General features: G+C 63.5%; 15 protein-coding genes. 8 read left to right on the top strand and 7 right to left on the bottom strand.

The window, feature by feature from the left end:
- The first annotated feature begins 66 nt into the window (after window positions 1-66).
- Both CHU95_RS06460 and CHU95_RS06455 read left to right on the top strand, forming a co-directional pair.
- Window positions 67-393, top strand: coding sequence for an ArsR/SmtB family transcription factor (locus tag CHU95_RS06460; RefSeq protein WP_094454895.1), 327 nt, complete (start codon window positions 67-69; stop codon window positions 391-393).
- Entirely contained in the window at window positions 390-869 is a 480-nt protein-coding gene (locus CHU95_RS06455) for an SRPBCC family protein (RefSeq protein WP_094454893.1), read from the top strand. The genes CHU95_RS06460 and CHU95_RS06455 overlap by 4 nt, the downstream gene beginning before the upstream one ends.
- On the opposite strand, the gene CHU95_RS06450 is transcribed toward CHU95_RS06455, so the two are convergent.
- The 5 genes from CHU95_RS06450 to rpsT form a co-directional block, all read right to left on the bottom strand.
- Window positions 870-1,934 (bottom strand): BsuBI/PstI family type II restriction endonuclease, encoded by a 1,065-nt coding sequence (locus CHU95_RS06450; protein ID WP_094454891.1) that lies wholly within the window; start codon window positions 1,932-1,934, stop codon window positions 870-872.
- Window positions 1,934-3,646, bottom strand: coding sequence for an HsdM family class I SAM-dependent methyltransferase (locus CHU95_RS06445; RefSeq protein ID WP_207762400.1), 1,713 nt, complete (start codon window positions 3,644-3,646; stop codon window positions 1,934-1,936). Before CHU95_RS06445 ends, CHU95_RS06450 begins: the two co-directional genes overlap by 1 nt.
- Before the next feature lie 150 nt (window positions 3,647-3,796).
- Window positions 3,797-4,702 (bottom strand): substrate-binding periplasmic protein, encoded by a 906-nt coding sequence (locus CHU95_RS06440; RefSeq protein WP_165772047.1) that lies wholly within the window; start codon window positions 4,700-4,702, stop codon window positions 3,797-3,799.
- Window positions 4,703-4,795: 93 nt separating this feature from the next.
- Window positions 4,796-6,220: a chromosomal replication initiator protein DnaA gene (gene dnaA / locus CHU95_RS06435; RefSeq protein ID WP_094454885.1), complete on the bottom strand. Its 1,425-nt coding sequence runs from the start codon at window positions 6,218-6,220 to the stop codon at window positions 4,796-4,798.
- A gap of 683 nt (window positions 6,221-6,903) precedes the next feature.
- Window positions 6,904-7,167, bottom strand: a complete 264-nt coding sequence (rpsT, locus tag CHU95_RS06430) for a 30S ribosomal protein S20 (protein WP_094454883.1) — start codon at window positions 7,165-7,167, stop codon at window positions 6,904-6,906.
- A gap of 341 nt (window positions 7,168-7,508) precedes the next feature.
- Between rpsT and CHU95_RS06425 the strand changes: the two genes are divergently transcribed.
- The 3 genes from CHU95_RS06425 to CHU95_RS06415 all read left to right on the top strand — a co-directional run bounded on the left by CHU95_RS06425 (window position 7,509) and on the right by CHU95_RS06415 (window position 10,478).
- Window positions 7,509-8,363: a sterol desaturase family protein gene (locus CHU95_RS06425; protein ID WP_094454881.1), complete on the top strand. Its 855-nt coding sequence runs from the start codon at window positions 7,509-7,511 to the stop codon at window positions 8,361-8,363.
- Between the two features lie 99 nt (window positions 8,364-8,462).
- Complete coding sequence (locus CHU95_RS06420) at window positions 8,463-10,043, top strand: lysine--tRNA ligase (protein ID WP_094454879.1); 1,581 nt, start codon at window positions 8,463-8,465, stop codon at window positions 10,041-10,043.
- A 192-nt stretch (window positions 10,044-10,235) separates the two neighbouring features.
- The gene (locus CHU95_RS06415) at window positions 10,236-10,478 is read left to right on the top strand and encodes a hypothetical protein (RefSeq protein WP_094454877.1); all 243 of its coding nucleotides are present in this window, start codon (window positions 10,236-10,238) and stop codon (window positions 10,476-10,478) included.
- Window positions 10,479-10,485: 7 nt separating this feature from the next.
- Here the strand turns inward: CHU95_RS06415 and rnr are convergent, their stop codons facing one another.
- Both rnr and CHU95_RS06405 read right to left on the bottom strand, forming a co-directional pair.
- Window positions 10,486-12,777 carry a ribonuclease R gene (gene rnr / locus CHU95_RS06410; RefSeq protein WP_094455144.1) on the bottom strand — a complete coding sequence of 764 codons (2,292 nt, stop codon included), beginning with the start codon at window positions 12,775-12,777 and terminating at the stop codon, window positions 10,486-10,488.
- A gap of 335 nt (window positions 12,778-13,112) precedes the next feature.
- Entirely contained in the window at window positions 13,113-13,775 is a 663-nt protein-coding gene (locus tag CHU95_RS06405; RefSeq protein WP_094454875.1) for a sulfite oxidase-like oxidoreductase, read from the bottom strand.
- A 168-nt stretch (window positions 13,776-13,943) separates the two neighbouring features.
- On the opposite strand from CHU95_RS06405, the gene CHU95_RS06400 reads away from it, so the two are divergent.
- Genes CHU95_RS06400 through CHU95_RS06390 form a run of 3 tightly spaced genes read left to right on the top strand, consistent with a single transcriptional unit; the run spans window position 13,944 to window position 20,047 of the window.
- Window positions 13,944-16,241: a mechanosensitive ion channel domain-containing protein gene (locus CHU95_RS06400; protein WP_245837910.1), complete on the top strand. Its 2,298-nt coding sequence runs from the start codon at window positions 13,944-13,946 to the stop codon at window positions 16,239-16,241.
- A complete protein-coding gene (locus CHU95_RS06395; protein ID WP_245837909.1) occupies window positions 16,238-16,882 on the top strand; it encodes a LysE family translocator in 645 nt (214 codons plus the stop codon). The genes CHU95_RS06400 and CHU95_RS06395 overlap by 4 nt, the downstream gene beginning before the upstream one ends.
- 18 nt (window positions 16,883-16,900) lie before the next feature.
- Window positions 16,901-20,047, top strand: a complete 3,147-nt coding sequence (locus CHU95_RS06390) for a ligand-binding sensor domain-containing protein (protein ID WP_094454873.1) — start codon at window positions 16,901-16,903, stop codon at window positions 20,045-20,047.
- Window positions 20,048-20,159: the final 112 nt, after the last annotated feature.

Genomic DNA, 20,159 nt, shown 5'->3' with positions numbered 1-20,159 from the left:
AATCATAGCGATTTCGTCCCGATGCGACAGGCTTGACAATATGTAAGTATATAATTACCGTAAGTCATGACTAACATAAATCTTGCTCTCATCGCCCTTTCCGACCCGACCCGACGCCAGATCTTCGAAAGGCTGGCGGCCGGCCCCTCGCCGGTGGGGGTGCTGGCCGATGGCCTGCCGGTCAGTCGGCCCGCCGTGTCGCAGCATCTGAAGGTGCTGAAGGAGGCGGGGTTGGTCAGCGATGAAAGCCAGGGAACGCGGCGGATCTACCGTATCGACCCGGCTGGACTGGGCGCGATCCGGCAATGGCTGGACCGGTTCTGGGAAGTGGCGCTGACCGCGTTCCAGGCCGAGGTGGCACGCGACAATGAACGAAGGAAGGATCAGGGATGAGTGGGCAGATCAAGCCGGCGCCCGTGCGCCGGTCGGTGCTGGTGGCGGCCGACCCGGCCCGTGCCTTCACCCTTTTCACCGGCCGCATGGGTGCTTGGTGGCCCAAGACCCATTCGGTGGGTCAGGGCAGCCCGCAGGTGGATGTGGTTGTGGAACCGCAGGCGGGCGGCCGCTGGTATGAGCGGACGGCCGATGGCGGGGAATGCCCCTGGGGCCATGTCATCGCCTGGGACCCACCCGGCAGACTGCTGTTGGCTTGGCAAGTGGATGGCACCTGGCGTTTTAATCCCGACCTGCTGACAGAGGTGGAGGTGACCTTCACCCTGGAAGGGGAAGGCCAGACGCGGGTGCTCCTGGAACATCGCCATATCGAACGGTTCGGTGATCTGGCTGCGGCAACGCGCGACAGCCTGGATTCGGCGGGTGGCTGGCAGGGAATCCTCAACCTTTACGCCGGTCTGGTGGCGGCGGGGTGATCAGGCCATCCCCGCCAGCCGGCCGGGTTGGGCCACAAGGTGCAGCAACCGGCCGGGCTCAGAGGCGAACCAGACCTGCCCGCCCCAGGCCAGCGACGGCAAGGCCTTCTTCACCTCCGGCCGGTCGCGGTCCAGGAAGGCGGTAATACAGGCTACCCGCGACGCATCGAACCCGCCTTCTGCCGCGATTTCCAGGAAGGCGCGGGCGCGCTGTTCTGTGACGGGGCCGTCGGTCGCCACCACCTCCACGAAGACCAGCATCAGGTCGGCGGCACTCTTGCCCCGGTCGAGCAGGATGAGGTCGGGCAGGGTGCGGTCGGGCGTGATGCGCAGGCGTAACCGCTTGATCCATCCCTCATCCCTGGCGGCCACCTTGGCCGCACTTTCCGATAGCCACAGGACCACGGGGTCGGACAGGAACCGCGGCGCGAACTGTTCCACCACGGCCTGGGCGATGCGGCTGCTGGGACCGGGGGCCAGCAACCGCGTCTCTCCATTCGGAAAACGGACCAGCACATCGGCCCCGTCGCGGTCGGTAGAACCGCGCAGGGACACGATGCGGGCCAGCGCCATCGGGTTCAGGGTCGCGGCGGCCCATGCCTTTGCCGATGTGGCCAGGGCATCACCCTGCAAGGTCGGATCGAACAGGGCCGCAAACGGGGCGGCCAGGGCATAGCGCGGCTTGGAGGACGTGGTGGGGATGCCCGACCGCTCGATGACAGCACCGTTGGGGATCAACCCTTGGCGGATGACCTCGTCACGCACCTGCTCGCGGCTGTTATCCTGGTACCAGCGTTCTCCTGTGGCGCGCGGTGCCTGGGCATAATCGGCGCGTGATGCAGCATCGGCGTTGAACAGCATCCTGGTGTCGCCCAACCGCACCACATGCACCGGGTTCAGCCAGATGTCCGTGCCCTCGATGGCGCCGATATATAGAAATGCCGCAACCGTCGCGGCGGCAGCATCGCGCACGCATTTATCGCGCTCCGGCGTGCCGTCCGGGAAAATCAGACGGAGGCGGCGGGCCACCTCTGCGCGGTCCAGCAACGGCGGCAGGGTGGACATCAGGCTATCCCATAGAGGCGGTCGGCAGCCTGATCCAGCCGTTCGCGCGACGCACCGGCCGCCACCAGGGATGTCAGTTCCTTCAGCGCCGCTGGATGGGGCAGGGGCATGGCCTCCAACTCATAAGCGGAGACAGCAACAGAGCCGGAAATGCAGCGAAAGGCGCGGTCGGCGGCTCGGCTGTTCAGGAAGGCGGCCAGGACGGCGGGCGGCACCAAGGGCGGACTGTCATCCAATGGCAGCAGCATGTTCAGGTGGTTTTCCACTGTCACGCCGCGCGGATGCTTGGCCAGGAAGGAAAGGGGCATTTCGGCGGCGATCAGGCGGCGGGCCTGTTCCTTAGCGGTTGTCCGCTGCAACAGCACGCAAGGCCGGCGGGTCAGCAGCCAGTCATCACCCGTCAGGGCCGGGTGGAACCAGGGTTTGTGGTTGGCCTTCTCACAGCGATAGGTGAAGCGGCCATCGGGCGTGACGGATTCGGCCCAGACCAGAGGGACGGCTCCCTTACCCGGCTTTTCCCCGATCTGCGGCTTGTACCGATTCCAGACCAGGGGGCCGGTGGCGACACGGTAGCCCCAGTCGCGCAGCCGGCTGTCCAGGCTGCGCAGGCGCGTGGCCAGACCCGTCTCGCTGGCATGCCGGGGCAGAATCCAGGGGGCAGTCGGTTCATCGGGCAGGGTGAAGGAACCCGACGGCAGGATGGTCAGTCCATCGCCACTGCTGCCGGCCCGGATCATGTTGACCAGGGCGCGGTCGGGCCGCTTTCTCTTCGGCCCCATCCGGCGATATGTGGCCAGCACCGTCTCCTGCAGGACATTGTCGAACACGCCCTTGCGTTCATCGACGAAGTCCAGCGACAGGGGCGGGGCCAGATCAGACAGGGTGCGGCGCAGATGCTTGAAATAATCCCCGGCCAGGAAGGAGGACGGGGTCAGGAAGGCGATGAGGCCCCCCGGCACAGTCCAGCGCACAGCCTGGTCCATGAACAGGGCATAGAGATTGGCATGGCCATAGAGGCTGCGCGCGAACCGTGCCCGCATGTCGGGCACCAGGGTCAGGCGACCATAGGGTGGGTTGCCGATCACTAGATCAAATTCTGCCGCCGCTGACACCGACAGCGCGTCGGCGTGCCGGCAGGGTGATAGCCGCTTGCCCCCCGCCCGGATCAGCGGGGCCAGCGCCGCCTCCACCATCACACAGGATATCCAGGCGGCGACAGGGTCCAGTTCCAGCCCACGCAGGCGGTGGGCGATGGAGCGCAGAGCCAGTGCCGGCTCCACCCCCTTCAGGGCTTTGGCCATGCGCAATGCGATGGGCACCAGGAAAGCACCGCAGCCGGCGGCAGGGTCCAGCACGCGGGCGTCGGCCCAATTGACCTTACCGCCCTCGGCCAGATCCACCAGCCGGGTGGCCAACGCCGGCGGCGTGTAGTAGACGCCATGGCGGGCCCGTTCATCAGACGGCATTAGGCCGGCATGCAGGGCACCGATGCGGTCGGCCACCGCCGCCACGGGCAGCGGTGCCAGACTTTCGCCATAGGCGCGAGCGGCGGCAGCCACTTCCGCCCCCAGGCTGGGCGGTATTTTGGTGACGGGCGGGGGGGCGAGGTCCAGGCCCGTCTCCAGCGCCTGCCACCAGCCGCGCACCACCAGTTGCACCAGGGCCGCCTCCTGATGGCGCTGCTGTGCCGACAGTGACGCAACGGCAGCCAACAGCAACGCCCCCGGTTCGGGGGCGCTGGGGATGGCCGGCTTCGTCGCGGCGGGCGGGATCGGACGGCGGGGCAAGATGGCGATGGGACGATTAAAGTTCCAGATGTTCCATGATCGTTCAGGGTCCGGGCCGACGCAAGCGTGATCCCGTTAAGAGGGGCCCCCGTCATGCCTGCCCACGCTTAGCCACAAACGGGGATCGGACAACGGTGTTTCGGGCGGCAGGGTCGGATTAGGGAGTTGAATGACCGTGGCATCATTGAACCGTTCCAGCGGGAAGGCGCCGCGGGTGGACGGATGGGTGGACAGCATGCGCTTTAACTCCCCATTGGCCAGTAAGGTTTGCAACCCCTCTTCCAGCCGTCGGGCAAGGTCATGCCGGCCCGGCGCCACAAAAAAATAGATTGGCATCGGATAGGCGATGATCAGCCCGTTAAAGATCCGGAGGTCAGGTCCGCCATATGTTAGCGCCTCCGCCGCCACCTCCCCCACACCGCGGGCGAAATAGTCACACCGGTGGGCGCGTAGCATGGCGTAGAGCAAATCGATATGAACACCGGTGATCTGCTGCAAGCCACTGGCCGCAGAGATATCAAAGTCAGGCCATTGTGCACCCTGACAAGCCTTGAAGCGCTTGAGATCCTCCACCGTGCGGATCGCTTCAAAAGCCGCAGCGTCGCTGGCCCGGATCACCGGCACCCTTTGACCGATCAGGCCCATATCGATGGGGATGCGTATGGGATGGCTTTCCCGCTCCCGCTCGATGCTGGTCGCGGTCCAGGAGACATCAATACGTCCGGTCTTCAGTTCGGCCAGCAGCCGGTTCTGGGTAAACTTATCGCGAACCTGACTGATCGTGGCGGGACCGTATCGGGGCGTCGTTTCGTCGATCAGGCGCTGGAACAGATCATAGAAATAATCGACGCGCGTGTTGTCACCTTGAAACTGCCCGTCGGAGACGCGGATCACTGGAAGATCAGCGGCCAAAACAGGTGCGGCCACCAGCATCCAGACTGACAACAGCACTGAACGGCAACGCCCCCCACGGCCTAGCATCCCACGCCCTCCTGGTGCCACTCCGCTGCGATCTCTACAGGGAAGCACCCGGTTGCCTGGATAGCAAGCAACCATTGGGTCGGGCTGAGGGCCTTATCCCTCCAGCATGCGGCGCAGCAGTTCGACATCCTCGGCGAAAGCCGGGTCGGTGCCGCAGAGTTCGTCCACTTTGCGGACGGCATGCATGACGGTGGTGTGGTCGCGGTCACCGAATTTACGGCCGATTTCTGGCAGGGACCGCTGGGTCAACTGCTTGGCCAGATACATGGCCACCTGGCGCGGGCGGGCCACGGCGCGGGCGCGGCGCGCGCTGCTCATGTCAGCCAAGCGAATGTTGAAATGTTCCGCGACCTTCTTTTGGATCTCTTCGATGGTCACGCGGCGGTTGCTGGCGCGCAGCAGGTCGTGCAGCACGTCCTGCGCCGATTCCAGGGTGATGGCGCGGCCAACCAGTTCAGCATGGGCGACGATGCGGTTCAGCGCCCCTTCCAGCTCGCGCACATTGCTGGTGATTTTATGGGCCAGGAATTCCAGGACCTTGGGCGGCACCTTGGCGCCGATACGGTCGGCCTTCTGGCCCAGGATGCCCAGGCGCAGCTCATAGGTGGTCGGGTGGATATCGGCCACCAGGCCCCAGCCCAGACGCGAGCGCAGCCGCTCCTCCATCCCTTCCAGATCCGACGGACTTTTGTCGGCGCTGATGATGACCTGACGGTTCTGGTCCACCAGCGCATTGAAGGTGTGGAAGAATTCTTCCTGGGTGCTGTCCTTGCCGCTGATGAACTGCACATCGTCGATCATCAGCACATCGACCGACCGGAACTGCTCCTTAAAGGCCATTGTGTCCTTGAAGCGCAGTGCCCGGATGAACTGGTACATGAACTTTTCGGCCGACAGATAGATGACGCGGCGCGACGGGTCCTTTTTACGGATGGCCCAGGCGATGGCGTGCATCAGATGCGTCTTGCCCAGACCCACGCCGCCATATAGGAACAGCGGGTTGAAAGGCACGGCCTGGGCATCGGCCACGCGCCGGGCGGCGGCAAAGGCCAACTCGTTGGGCTTGCCCACCACAAAATTCTCGAACGTGAAGCGCGGATCCAGTGGCGCCGACATCTCGTCGGTCCGGTCTTCCACGACCACCAGCGAGGGACTGGGTTCGATAACCAGTTCGGTCACGGGTTCCGGGTTCGCGGCGACCGGCACAGGCGGGGTCGCGGTGGGCATATCATTGGCGGGTGGCGCCGTTTCCGGCCGAGCGGCACTGGCCACCACGATCTCTACCGTCTGAACGCCCGGATTCTCCCCCGAAAACAGCGCGCGGATGCGATCGGCATAATGAGTGCGGATCCAGTCACGCATGAAACGTGTGGGCACAAGAATGCGCAGTTGCCCACCATCCAGCGAACCGACGGTGAGCGGCTTCAGCCAGGAACGATAAGCGGTTTCACCCACCTCGTCCTTCAAGCGGCCCCGCACGCGCGCCCACTGTTGGTCCAGCGAACCCTGCACTGACATTCGACCGTTGCTCCCCGCCCCAAGGCCCCACTTCACTGAAGGCCGCACCCTGCGCCCGCAGCAGCACGCCACCTGCACCCATGAAAAATCAGCGATCCACAAACCGCCCCATCAAGCGACCTGCCCGACCGCCCTTTTGCACCGTCCCGCCAACGCTTCCCGGCGGGTTGGTGTCGTTTGCAACACCCTTAGGTCAATGTTGCCATTGGCCCCACCCCATTTGGTCGCCGGTCTAACCATCCTTGATATCGGTTCACCCTTATTGTGGGTAATGCGGATGGTCGCCGAAACACAAAACCGTAACAACGGGCGTTCCCTTGCGGAATACCCCCTTCGTACAGGTCAGAATTTTCAAGAAATAGCAGCCTACCGGCGGGGCCGGAACTGAGATGCTTCTTGGCATCCACTATCCAATGCGCCGACTTGGATTGCAATCCAACGGCAACACACACCCGTCTGCATCGCTTCCATTGTCACACCGAATGGCGGAGCAGCGATGCTAGAGGGGTGGCGGCAGAGTCGCAACGGGACCGAAAAGGGAACAGCAAAAAAAGCAAAAATCGTTCGCTACACATGACGCGACGATGGCTGTTTGCTGCTGGCCTGCCTGTGGCAGGAGGCCGACAAAGAAAACCGCGCGGGCGAGACGCACCGCGCGGGTTCTCCTTACGGCAAGCCAGGGATCAGCCCAGGGCCTTGATGCGGCCCGACAGGCGCGACAGCTTGCGCGAGACGGTGTTGGCGTGCAGAACGCCCTTGCTGACACCACGCATCAGCTCCGGCTGGGCCTGCTTGAAGGCTTCGGAAGCGACGCTCTTGTCGCCAGAGGCGATGGCAGTCTCAACCTTCTTCAGGAAGGTACGGATACGGCTGACGCGGGCGCGATTGACCTCAGTCCGGGTGGCGGTCTGACGGATGCGCTTCTCAGCGGACTTATGATTGGCCATAGGAAACCTTTACGCGGGACATGGATGTGCCGTAGGAAGCGGCGCTTATACAGGCGCCCTACCGCCCCGTCAAGCGGGTGCGGGCAAAGCGCCCATACGAAACTTGCTTGTCTGGCAATCGCCCTGCGGGTTCCGCCAGAGTCCTGCCCGAGTCGTCATGGGCTGTTGTCCAAGACGCCCTGCAGTAATCCCATGTATATGGCGTCCGGCTTGATTTGGATACCCTATCCCTTGTTTGGTCTGGGTTGCATCCTGGTGCCGGACGCGGTGGCTGACTGGTCGCTTTGCCAGCCTGCCGCAATCTGCCATCCTGACGGCAGTGTTGACAGGGTGCAGATCGCATGGCGGAGAAAGCGGTAGGCTGGGGTCCGGCAGTGGAGGACTGGCTTTCCTCTTGGACCGATCTGTTGACCGCGCCGGAATCGGTCCTGTGGTGGCCGGGACTGGTCATCGGGCTGATTGGGGTTGCCTGGTTCTGGCGCGAACGCCGGACCTGGGGGTCGGCCACCGATTACTGGCGTGAATTACCGATTGATGCTGGTTGCTTTCTGGCCAATTCCGCCTTGCCCTTTCTGCTGGCCCCTTGGCTGTTGACCCTGTCCCTGATCGGCAACCGCGTGGGGGCTGCGCTGGCCGGTGCCGTCAGTGGCCTGTCGCACACGGGCGAACCGGGCTGGCCACTGTTGCTGGCTTCGGCGCTGGCGGCATTTGTGGTGGGGGATTTTGCCCTTTACTGGACCCACCGGCTGTTCCATGCCGTCCCATGGCTGTGGCGTACCCATCGGCTGCACCATGCGCCGCCAGTTCTGACACCGCTGACGGCCTTTCGTTTCTGGCCTTGGGAACAGGGGGTGCATCTCTCAGGTAACATGCTGGGACAGGGCTTGGGCCTGGGTCTTGTTGCCGGTCTGGCCGGGGCACAGGTGCCGGCCCTCACGGTGCTGGGTGTCAATGCCTTCATGCTGGTTTGGGGATTGGCCTTTGCGCATTTGCGCCATAGCCCCATTCCTTTGGCCTTCCCGGCATGGCTGTCGCGCTGGCTGATCTCCCCGCACATGCATCAGCTTCACCATTCCCTGGCCGATGAGCATCGTGACCGGAACTTTGGCACAGCGCTGGCCCTCTGGGACCGGATGTTCGGGACCTATGCGCGGCCCGACCACAATGAACGATTCCGGTTCGGTGCCGGCGGGTAACGCCCCCCGCATGCCCGTCCTGGCTTGGCTGTGCGTTGACCGCGCCAAGGCGCAAGCCTAGTTTTGCCGCCTTGTTTTTCTCTATCTGGTGATGATGCGATGAGCAGCGAACAGGAACTGGCGCTTGGGGCGAAGGCTTGGCCGTTTGAGGAGGCACGCAAGCTGGTGGCGCGCCTTGGCGGCAAAGCTCCGCCCAAAGGCTACGTCCTGTTCGAGACAGGGTATGGTCCATCGGGTCTGCCGCATATCGGCACCTTTGGTGAGGTGGCGCGCACCACCATGGTCCGTCGCGCGTTCGAGATGATGATGCCGGGCGTACCCACCCGCCTGTTCGCCTTCTCCGACGATATGGACGGCCTACGCAAGGTGCCGGACAATGTGCCTAACCGCGATCTGTTGGCGGCCAATCTGCACAAGCCGTTGACCCAGGTGCCTGATCCGTTCGGCAAGTTTGAAAGTTTTGGCCACCATAACAACGCAATGTTGAGAAATTTTCTGGATCGTTTCGGTTTCCAGTATGAATTTCAGTCAGCCAGCGACTGGTATAAGTCAGGTCGTTTCGATGCTGCACTAATGGCTGTTCTGCGTCATTATGAAGAGATAATGGCCGTGATGCTGCCCACCTTAGGGGCCGAGCGTCAGGCCACCTACAGCCCATTCCTGCCCATCAGCCCCACGTCGGGCCGGGTTCTGCAGGTGCCGATCCTGGAACGCAATGTCGATACCGGCACCATTGTTTATGAGGACGAGGACGGGAAGAAGGTCGAGACCCTTGTCACCGGGGGCAATGTCAAGCTGCAATGGAAGCCTGATTGGGCCATGCGCTGGTTCGCCCTGGGCGTGGATTATGAGATGGCGGGCAAGGACCTGATCCCGTCGGTGGAACTGGCGGCCAAGATCGTGAAGATCCTGGGCGGTACCCCGCCTGATGGCTTTAACTACGAACTGTTCCTGGACGAAAAGGGCCAGAAGATCTCCAAGTCAAAGGGCAATGGCCTGACGATGGAAGAATGGCTGCGCTATGCCCCGCCGGAAAGCCTGGCGCTCTACATGTTCAATAAGCCGCGCGCCGCTAAGAAGCTCTATTTTGATGTCATCCCGCGCGCCGTGGACGAATATCTGTCCTTTGTGGAAAAGTTCGATGCACTGGACTCGGCGCAGAAGCTGGAAACCCCTGTTCATCATATCCATGGCGGGGCCATCCCGGCGGATGTGAAGGGCACGGCGGGCCTGTCCTTTGGTCTGCTGCTGAACCTGGCGGGCGCCGCCAATGCCGAAAGTGCGGATGTGATGTGGGGCTTCATCCGCCGCTACGCGCCTGGTGCGTCGCCGGAAACGGTTCCGTTCCTCGACAAGCTGGTTGGCTATGCCGTGACCTATTATCAGGACTTCGTGAAGCCAACGAAGCAATATCGCAGCCCCAGCGACCAGGAACGCGCGGCGATTTCGGATCTGCGCACCGTGCTGGACGGGCTGGCCACCGACACCCCGGCGGACCAGTTGCAAAACCAGGTCTTCGAAGTGGGCAAGAAACATGGCTTCACCGAGCTGCGCACGTGGTTCCAAGCCCTGTATGAAGTGCTGCTGGGCCAGACCACCGGCCCACGGATGGGCAGCTTTGTCGCGCTTTATGGTGTGAAAGAGACGGTGGCGATGATTGACTGGGCCTTGTCGCGCTGATCCTGGGTCAAGACAGAGCGTGTGGAGGGGGGCGGGCTGGAAACGGCCCGCCCGATTTTTTTGCCAACCCTGCCCCCAAATGGCCCTAATCCCGACCCATGGCCGCCTTGCGTGGTTGGTGTTCTCAGTCCGTCGCCCGCCGTGTTCCCGCCCCGAACCGGTTTGGCGACTTCCTGTTGGAGGACGACCGCCATGACCAGCCGCACCTTGGAACGCTCCCTTTCCCGCATCGACCGTCAGAGACTGTCGGCATTGGGTCTGGTGTTCACCACGGCCCTGCTGCTGGTCATGGCGGGCGTTGCCGCCAGCAGTGACAAGGCTGAGCGTAGCCGTATCGCCAGCACCGGCATCGACACCGCGACCGTGAAGGCGGAGATGCTGGAACGGGCCCTGGTCGTTGGTGGCAGCACCAGCGAGGGCCACCAACGGCTCTGATCCAGAGCTACCGCCGCCGACGTGGTGGCTTGGGGGCATCCAGGCCCGATGGCTCCGCTTCCGCCCGCTCCCGCCGCCGTTCGGGACGGCCACGGCGGGAAGCGCCCGTCCCCGACCCACGCCCGCCCGGCATTTCCGATCCGTCTATGTTCAGCAGGCGGAAGACCATGGAGCCGGTCATGGCGTCGGCCTCGATCAATCGGGTCTTCACCCGCTCGCCCAGCTTGAATACCCGGCGGTGACGACGGCCAAGCAGGCAATGATGAACTTGGTCATGGTCATAAAAATCGTCGGGCAGGGTCGAAACGGGTACGATTCCATCCGCTCCAGTTTCGTCCAGCGTAACGAACAGGCCGAAATTGGACACTCCGCTGATTCTGCCGCTGAACGTGGCCCCCACTCTATCGGCCAGGTATGAAGCGACATAGCGGTCCAGCGCGTCACGTTCCGCGTCTGCCGCCCGACGTTCGGTACCGGAGATTTGTTCCCCGATCTTGTCCAGTTTGCCCATCTCTTCATCGCTGAGGCCACCATCACCGAGATGGTAGGCCCGCACCAGAGCACGATGCACGACCAGATCGGCATAGCGGCGGATGGGGCTGGTGAAATGGGCATAGCGGTCCAGCGCGAGACCGAAATGGCCGATATTGTCGGGCTGGTACACGGCCTGGGCCTGCGAACGCAGGATGACCATGCTGATGAGTTCGGATTCAGGCGTGTCCTTCGCCTTGTCCAGGATGTTGGTGAAGGCGGCCGGCCGCATCACCGTTCCTTTGGCCAAGTTGTATCCCATGGATTTCAGGAACTCGCGCAGCGGTTCCAGCTTGTCCAGGGCCGGTTCGGCATGGACACGGTAGAGCAGGGGCGTGTCGCGCGCTTCCAGCGCTTCTGCCGCCGCAACATTGGCGGCGATCATGAATTCCTCGATCAGGCGGTGGCTGTCCAGGCGGGTGCGAACCCCGATTTCCGCCACCTTGCCATCCTCCCCGATCCGCACCTTGCGTTCGGGCAGGTCCAGTTCAAGCGTGCCGCGCCGTGACCGTGCATGGGCCAGTACCGCATAGGCCCCGTAAAGCGGGCGGATTACCCTGTCCAGCAGCGGGCCCGTCAGATCGTCGGGCGCACCGTCAAACGCGTCCTGCACCTGTTCATAGGTCAGTCTTGCTGCAGAACGCATCAGGCCGCGCACGAACCGATGCCGCTTGATCCGGCCCGTCGCGTCGATCCAGATATGGACAGCCAGGCAGGCGCGGTTCACACCGGGCTTCAGGCTGCACAGCTCATTCGACAGCGCTTCGGGCAGCATGGGCACGACGCGGTCGGGGAAATAGCAGCTATTGCCGCGATCCAGTGCTGCCTTGTCCAGCGGGCTGCCCGGCGTGACATAGGCCGACACATCAGCAATGGCCACGATCAGGTGCCAGCCGCCCGCATTGTCGGGGTTCGTGTCTGGCTCCGCGAACACGGCATCGTCGAAATCGCGCGCATCGGCCCCGTCGATGGTAACCAGCGGGATATCGCGCAGGTCGGTGCGGCCGGCCAGGGTCGGTTCCAGTGCCGCCTCCGCCTGCTCAATGGCGGCGGGCGGAAAATGCACGGGAATGCCATGCTGGTGGATGGCGATCAGGCTGATGGCCTTGGGCTGGTCGATACCGCCCAGCACTTCCACCACACGCGCCTGTTTCAGGCCATGGCGGGAGGCGGGCAGAACCTCGGCCACCACCAGATCGCCCGGTGCTGCGTCCATCGCGTTCTGCGGCAGGATGACGAATTCCGCCTTGGCTCGCCGGTCGGCGGGGCGCAGACGGCCACCATCAGGCCCCAGTTCATAGAGGCCGACGATCTGCGCCGTTTGATCGCCACCCAGCTTCTTGATGGTCCGGCCCTCATAAAGGTCATCGCGGATGCGGGCCAGCCGGGCCAGAGCCCGATCCCCCTCGCCAAGGGTCGGGCTGCCCCTGCGTTCCGGTTTCATCAGGATGCGCGGCGGTTCCCGGTCCGGATCGGACCAGTTCAAGGGGCGGGCGATCACCTCCCCGTCCATATCCACACCGGTCACGACGATCACGCCCACGGGCGGCAGGCTGGCCGGCGGGGCCAGGCGGCGGCGGCCGCCCTTTTCAATAGCCCCGTCCCCTTCCAGATCGCGCAGCAGTTCCTTCAGCGCCACACGGTCATCGCCGCTGATATGGAAGGCGCGCGCAATCTCCCGTTTGCCCACCGGGTACGGGCTTTCCCGGATGAATTCCAGGACCTGTTCCTTGGTGGGGAAGGGTGCTTCTTTCTTGGGATTTTTCAAGGGGATGATGTCCGCGTGTGCAAGATGAACAGAGGGCAAAAAAATAGGCGAGACGCCGATAGGTTCCTTCAAGAGGAATCAGCGTTCGCCTGTTCTATTCCTCGTGGTGTAACAGGGGGCGGATAGGCCACCCCCGCCACACAGGAGCGAGAAGGATGCTTAGCGAGAATAAGCATCCCCGTTCCGTAGAACTGGTGTTCAAAGGCTTCGGCATCAGCCTGCACCTGATGATCCGGTTCTAAGGGGGAGCCGGGGTGTTAGCAGCACCCCGGCAACCTTCTTGAATATAAGCCCGCCGCCGCTCTCTGACAACCGACCGAATCGGTTACCATGCTTCAGCTATAGCGCTGTTCGGTCCAGGGATCGCCCTCGTTATGGTAACCGCGTTCCTCCCAGAAACCGGGCCGGTCCTCGGCCACGAATTCGATGCGATTCACCCATTTGGCCGATTTCCAGAAATAAAATTTCGGGATGATCACCCGCACCGGCCCGCCATGCTCGGTCGTGATCGGCTTGCCTTCCCAGCTATGGGCCAGCAGGACATCGGCATCGTCGAAAACCGACAGCGCCACATTGGTCGTGTAGCCATCATAGGAATGAAAGACGATGTGCTTTGCTTCCGGCAGTGGCTTGACCGTCTCGAGGATATGCCGGGCCGACACACCTTCCCAATGATTGTCATAGCGTGACCAGGCCGTGACGCAGTGGATGTCCGACACATCGGTAAAGGGCGGTTGGCTTTTGAACTGCGCCCAGCCCCAGGTGGTGGGGTGGGCCACAAGCCCGTCAATGGTCAGCTCCCACTGATCCAGCGCAATTTCCGGCTGGATACCCAGATCCAGCACGGGCCAATTCTTCACCTCCCGCTGACCAGGGGGCAGACGGTCGGCGCGTGGAGCGGCGACACCTGTCAACAGGCGGCCTTCCTCGGCCCATTTCTGTTTGCTTTCAACCAGCTTGGCGTTGGGCGGGTTATCGGGCGTATCGGCGGAGGGCATGGTCTGTCCGTTAGACGTTGGATTGCTTTGTCAGATACATAGCGCGACATGGGGGCGGGGACGAGAGGTGTTGAGCACATGGCCAATACCCATGGAACAACCGGCCAAGATCGCTATGTTGGGAGGCGAAACCTGTTCAGTTCCCGGAACAAAAGGCCCGACCTGCCCATGCAGCCTCGCCCGATCCGCGCAATGCTCGCCCTCCTGCTGCTGGCCTTCGCATTTGCGCTGACCAGCCCCACCCTGGCGCAGGCGCCTCCGCCGCCGGACAAGCCCAGCGCTGCGGAGGTGGACCGGCTGATCAAGACGTTGGAGGACCCGGCCCAGCGCGACGTGCTGCTCGCACAGTTAAAGGCATTGAAGGCCGTGGAGAAGCAGACGGCCACGCCGGAGACCATGGGCAGCCGGGTGTTGAACACTCTGTCGGACCGTATCGACCTGTTCAGCCAGCAGGTCGCCGCCGCCAGCCGGGCCGTCATTGACACCCCCCACGCCCTGCGTTGGGTGAACCAACAGATTGTGGACCCGGTGAAGCGTGATGCCTGGGTCCTGCTGGCCCTGCATCTGGCCGGTATCATCGGCGGCGGCTATGCCGCGCGTTTTGCGCTGATCTGGTTGCTGTCGCGACCCCGGTCGGCATTGGGGGCGCGGGTGCCCGGCGGCCTGGCGGCGAAGCTGGTTTTGCTGCTGGCCCGGTTGGGGTTGGATTTGCTGCCCATGGCAGGGTTTGCCTTGGTGGGGTTTGGTCTTTTATCCGCAACGGAACCGCCACGCGCTGTGCGGCTGGCGTCCCTGATCATTCTGAATGCCAGCCTGATCGTGCAGGGGGTGCTCGTGGTCAGTCGTGTCCTGCTGTCCCCTGCATCCGCCAATTTACGGTTGGCCTTGGTGAGCGACGAGACGGCGCACTACCTGCTGATCTGGACCCGCCGCATCACCATTATTGGTGTCTATGGCTATTTCGCGGGCGAGGCCATGCGGGTGCTGGGCCTGCCCGCCACCCCCCATGCAGCTTGGCTGAAGCTGGTGGGCCTGCTGGTCACGACCATGCTGATCGTGTTGATCCTGCAAAACCGTGAACCGGTGGCACAGGCTCTGCGGGGCCGGCCCGAACCGACCCCGGATGATAGCGAGGAACGCCTGCGCGCCGTCATGGCGGGAGAGGCGTCGGGTGATGAGCCGGCCGTTGAACCCCCGCCATCGCGGCGGCGCCGCGATGCCGCCCTGTCACTGGTTCGCCATCGGCTGGGCGATGTGTGGCATATTCTGGCTATCCTTTACCTGGGTGCTGTTTACCTGATCTGGGCGCTGGAAATTGCGGGCGGGTTCGATTTTGTGCTGCGCGCCACACTGGTCACCGGTGCCATCCTGATCATCTCCCGGTTGCTGTCCGAAGGGCTGGACCGACTGGTAGAACGGGGGCTGAAGGTGCCAGCCGATTTGCGCACTGCCTATCCGGGGTTGGAGGAACGGGCAAACCGCTATCTGCCCTTCCTGCGCCGGGTGGCGCAGGTGGTGCTGGGCCTGTTCACCCTGCTGTTGCTGTTACAGGCCTGGGGGGCGGATGCGCTTTCCTGGCTGGGGTCAGACCTGGGACAAAGGGTGGCGTCCAGTGCGGTCACCATTCTGGTGGTGCTGACCCTGGCTTTGGTCATCTGGGAAATGATCAATGGCGCCATCCTGCGTTATCTGAACGCCACTGATGACCAAGGGGTACGACTGGTGCGCAGTGCGCGGATGCGGACCCTGCTGCCGCTGTTGCGCAATGCCCTGACCATCTTTTTGGTCACCATGGCCGGGCTGATCGTGCTGTCGGAAATGGGGGTGAATATCGCGCCCTTGCTGGCCGGTGCCGGCGTTATTGGTCTGGCCGTCGGCTTTGGGGCGCAGACCCTGGTCAAGGATGTGATCACCGGCCTGTTCATCCTGATCGAGGATACGATCAGTGTTGGCGACATTGTCACTGTGGGCGGACTGTCGGGCGGGGTGGAGGCCATGTCCATCCGGTCCATCCGTCTGCGCGGCTATGATGGGGCCGTCCATACGATCCCGTTCAGTTCCGTCACCACCATCACCAACTCCACCAAGGAGTTCAGCTTCTATGTCCTCAATGTCACCGTTGATTACGCGGTGGATACGGACAAGGTGGTGGGCGTTCTGAAGGATATCGGGGCACAGATGCAGGCCGACCCGGACTATGCGGCCCTCATCCTGGGTCCAGTCGAGATCGCCGGCGTCGATGCCTTCCAGGACAGCGCCGTCCTGGTCAAGGGCCGGATCAAGACCCGGGCAGGCCAGCAATGGGCCGTGGGTCGGGAATTCAACCGTCGTATGAAAAAGCGGTTTGACGCCGACGGCATCACCATTCCCTTCCCGCAGCAGGTGCTGCATATCAGCTCCGGTTCAAGCGCCACCACCCATCCTTTCAAGGCTGGCACTGATGACGCCCCGCGAACGGATGCATGATGATCTCTACCCAGACCCTGGTCATTTTCCTCACCACCTGCTTTTTCCTGTCGGCCACGCCGGGTCCAAACATGCTCTCGGCCCTGTCGATGGGCATGCGTCACGGGCTGGTGGGGGCCGCCTGGGGCGGGATCGGCATGTGCCTGTCGCTGGGCCTGCTGGCCGGCCTGTCAGCGCTGGGGGTCGGGGTGCTGCTGAAAACCTCAACCCTGGCCTTCACCCTCTTCAAATGGGCGGGGGTCGCCTATCTCACCTGGCTGGGCATCCAGGCCTGGCGGGCGCCGATCCGCGAGGAGGCCGGGGAGGTGGAGGCAGCGATGAGTGCGGGCCCCGATCGGCGCGGACAGGTGGGGCTGCTGGGGCAGGGGTTGCTCATCACGCTGTCCAATCCCAAGGCTTTGGTCTTCATGGCGGCATTCTTCCCGCAATTCATTGATCCGCAGCGGCCCATGGCGCCACAATTGACCATCCTGGTGGTCACTATGCTGATGATCGAATTTGGCTGGATCATGACTTATGCTGTGGGGGGCCGGGGGCTGGCCCTGCGCCTGACGGGGCCGGCGGCGCAACGTTGGCTGAACCGGATGACCGGGGCATTGTTGATCGCTGCCGGCCTGCTGCTGGCCATGGCGTCCTTGTGAACCCAGCCTTTTGGTCAGGTGACCGCCCTTTCCGGATCGGAATTGGCCGGGCATATTGATCACGGTGTCGCGGTATCGAACCTGTCAATGTTCCGACTTCTGACGTTGCGTACCGGGCTATTTTCCCTGGTTCGCCTCATCTTCCTGATCGCCATGCTTCCGATGCCGGCAACGGCACTTGGGGCAGGGGCGGAGCCATGGGGAGATTTTCCCGTCCTCAACTTCCGTGACCTGACAACGGACGACGGGCTGCCGAACGATACGATCAGTGCCGTTGCCCAGGACAAATCCGGATTGATCTGGATCGGCACGTTCGCGGGTCTGGCCCGGTATGACGGGTACCGCCTGCACCAATGGGAAAGTGACCCGGACGATTCCGACCGCCTGCCAGAAATCTATGTTCGGGCCCTGCTGCCATTGACGGATGGCGGCATGCTGATCGGGATGGGAGCGGCTGGTCTGGTCCGATATGATGCACAGTCAGACCGGTTCTACCGACTCACTGCCGCCAATGGGCCGGCTGCGCGTACCTATGCCGTTGTCGCGGCGCGTGATCCGCTGGGCGATGCGGCCTGGGTCGCGGCCGATGACGGCCTTTTCCTATGGCGCGCGGCTGATAACAGTGTGCGGCCGGTCCCTTTACGTGATGCCCAGGGCCAGCCCCTTCGCTCCCGCCTGTTCACAGTGCTGGAAGAGGCGAATGGCGACCTGTGGGTCGGTGGCATGGGTGGCCTCATGCGGCGCCGGGCGGGACAGGATCATTTCGAATTGATCCGGGCAACCGGTCCCGCTGGCGATACCGTGAACAGCGAGATATGGGTCATCCACCGCGATCCGGAGGGGCGGTTGTGGCTGGGGTCGGGTGATTCAGGCGTCGCCTTCCTGATGCCCGATGGCAGTGCGCAGGCGGTTCCCGGCCTCACTGGGGGCGATGGCCTGGCCGGGCGTCGCACGATCCGTGCGATGGTGGATGTACCGGGCCGGGGCCTTTGGATCGCCACCGATGGGGCTGGCCTGATCATCCTGGACCCTGAGACCGGCCATCTGCGCCAGATTCGCCACGACCCAGTGTTGCCGGGCAGTCTGAATGGTGACCGACTGCGCCATCTGATGCGCGACCGTGCCGGCAATGTCTGGCTTTCCACTGACCAGGGGGTGGAACGGTTCGATCCCTACGCTACCCGCCTGCGGGTGGTTCCAGCCACGCCCCTGTCGCCGCTCGGCCTGACCAACCCGGAGATATATGTCGCCCACACCGATGCGCAGTCCCGCGTCTGGCTGGGTCTGGCCAATGGCGATGTCGATGTGCTGGATCTTAAGGCTGGACGGGTGGACAGGCTGCGCATGCCGGCGCCGAATAACGGACGTGATGTGCGGGCCTTGGTGCCGACAGCGGACGGGCGGTTATTGGCGGCAACACGCGGCGTCGCTGCCATCGACATGAAAACCATGACGGCAACGCCGTCGGCGATCCCGTGCCTGGACGGACAGGTCATCAATGTGATGATCGCTGATGGCGATGTGGTGATTGCAGGCAGTTTTGAGGGCGTGACCCGGTTTGACAGCAGCACTGGCGAATGTCAGCGGTTCCGCCATAACCCGGCTGATCCGGCCAGCCTGCCCAACGACAATGTCCGCTCGCTCCTGGTGCTGGGCAATGGACGGCTGGTTGTGGGCACGGCGGCGGGATTGGCTTTATATGACGGCCGTGGTGGCTTCCGCAGTCACCGGCCCGACAGTTCCGATCCGAGCAGCCTGCCGCATGGCTACATCACGGGTCTGGCCGAGGATCAGCACGGTCGATTATGGCTGTCCACCGCCGGTGGCGGTCTGGTGGTGACCGATGTGGAAGACCTGGCTGGCAAACCGCAATTTCGGACCATTCGGCGGCGTAACGGCCTGCCGCATGATAATGTTGGTGGGATCGGCATTGATGAGGCGGGGCGGGTCTGGTTCACCACCCCCTCCCGTGTTGGGATGCTGAACCCGCAGAACAGCCGGTTTACCCTTCTGGGTGAAAGGGAAGGGGCGAACCTCAAATTCTACATCCTGAACAAGGTGGTCAGGGGCCCCGGCGGGCACATGCTGCTGGGGGGGCTGGGGGGCCTTGCCATCCTGGACATGGAAGGGGGCGGCCCGCCGCCACCGGTCGCCGCACTGCGGATCACAGGTATGGAGATCAACCACCAGTCGGTCGCACCTGGCCGACTTCCCGGTCCCAATGGGGCTCTGGTCATGGCCGACGGGCAGCGAAATCTCGCCCTGTCCTTTGCCCTGCTGGATTACCGGTCTTCCGGTGACCTGCGCTATCGCCACCGTCTGGAAGGGTTTGATCAGGGATGGCTGGACAGTAATGGGCGGGCACCGGGTGCCAGCTACACCAACCTGCCCACCGGGCGATATGTGCTGCATGCGGAGGTCTATCAGGCGGGACAGGAAGGGCCGTTGGCCACCCTGTCCCTTCCCATCCTTGTTGATCCCTTCTGGTATGAAACCTTGTGGGCACGGCTGGGTGGGCTGGTCCTGGCCATTCTGGCGGTGGCCGCGATTGTCCAGGCACGGACCAGCGCGTTGCAGCGGCAGCGCCGCCGGCTGGAAGCAGAGGTGGCAGACCGCACCCGTGATCTGCTGTCCGCCAATGCCCGGCTGGACATGCTGGCCAGCACCGATCCGCTGACCGGTCTTCTGAACCGCCGTCGTTTCATGGAACTGGCGGCTGCCGAACAATTGCGTGCAGGCCGTCACCAGCGGCCCCTCTCATTGTTGTTGATCGACCTGGACCATTTCAAACGGGTGAATGACGAACATGGACATCGCATGGGCGATGCTGTGCTGCGTACCGCGGCGGCCGTCGTTGCCGGTGCGATCCGCGGGTCGGATCTGGCTGCCCGTTTCGGGGGCGAAGAACTGGTCTTGCTGTTACCCGAAACCGATCTGACCGGGGCCGCCGGCATGGCCGAACGGCTCCGCCAAGCCTTTGCCACCGCCGTCACCAGCCTGGATGGTGTCGATGTGCGGGTGACGGCAAGCCTGGGTGTGGCGGCATGGCGTGGCCCGACTGAAAGCCTGGACAACCTGATCCACCGCGCGGACCAGGCATTGTATGCGGCAAAACATGCGGGTCGGGACAGGGTCATGGTGGCGGCCGGGTCGCCAGTGTCCTGAACAGGCCCTGTCATGGGGGGCCCCGCAGCCCGCCCATGACAGGGAAACCGCACACCGGTCTAGACAGCACCAGTGCGGACGGTCATGTTGCGCACGCACATTCCGGTCTGCG

The sequence above is a fragment of the Niveispirillum lacus genome (assembly GCF_002251795.1).
GTDB lineage: Bacteria > Pseudomonadota > Alphaproteobacteria > Azospirillales > Azospirillaceae > Niveispirillum > Niveispirillum lacus.
This window is presented reverse-complemented; position numbering and strand designations above follow the sequence as displayed.

What these genes read in the sequence shown, in the direction of transcription:
- CHU95_RS06415 (WP_094454877.1), top strand. Translation starts at nt 10,236, where the DNA reads ATGACCAGCCGCACCTTGGAACGCTCCCTTTCCCGCATCGACCGTCAG.
- CHU95_RS06425 (WP_094454881.1), top strand. Translation starts at nt 7,509, where the DNA reads ATGGCGGAGAAAGCGGTAGGCTGGGGTCCGGCAGTGGAGGACTGGCTT.
- CHU95_RS06420 (WP_094454879.1), top strand. Translation starts at nt 8,463, where the DNA reads ATGAGCAGCGAACAGGAACTGGCGCTTGGGGCGAAGGCTTGGCCGTTT.
- CHU95_RS06400 (WP_245837910.1), top strand. Translation starts at nt 13,944, where the DNA reads ATGCAGCCTCGCCCGATCCGCGCAATGCTCGCCCTCCTGCTGCTGGCC.
- CHU95_RS06405 (WP_094454875.1), bottom strand. Translation starts at nt 13,775, where the DNA reads ATGCCCTCCGCCGATACGCCCGATAACCCGCCCAACGCCAAGCTGGTT.
- CHU95_RS06455 (WP_094454893.1), top strand. Translation starts at nt 390, where the DNA reads ATGAGTGGGCAGATCAAGCCGGCGCCCGTGCGCCGGTCGGTGCTGGTG.
- CHU95_RS06440 (WP_165772047.1), bottom strand. Translation starts at nt 4,702, where the DNA reads ATGCTAGGCCGTGGGGGGCGTTGCCGTTCAGTGCTGTTGTCAGTCTGG.
- CHU95_RS06450 (WP_094454891.1), bottom strand. Translation starts at nt 1,934, where the DNA reads ATGTCCACCCTGCCGCCGTTGCTGGACCGCGCAGAGGTGGCCCGCCGC.
- CHU95_RS06395 (WP_245837909.1), top strand. Translation starts at nt 16,238, where the DNA reads ATGATGATCTCTACCCAGACCCTGGTCATTTTCCTCACCACCTGCTTT.
- rpsT (WP_094454883.1), bottom strand. Translation starts at nt 7,167, where the DNA reads ATGGCCAATCATAAGTCCGCTGAGAAGCGCATCCGTCAGACCGCCACC.
- CHU95_RS06460 (WP_094454895.1), top strand. Translation starts at nt 67, where the DNA reads ATGACTAACATAAATCTTGCTCTCATCGCCCTTTCCGACCCGACCCGA.
- dnaA (WP_094454885.1), bottom strand. Translation starts at nt 6,220, where the DNA reads ATGTCAGTGCAGGGTTCGCTGGACCAACAGTGGGCGCGCGTGCGGGGC.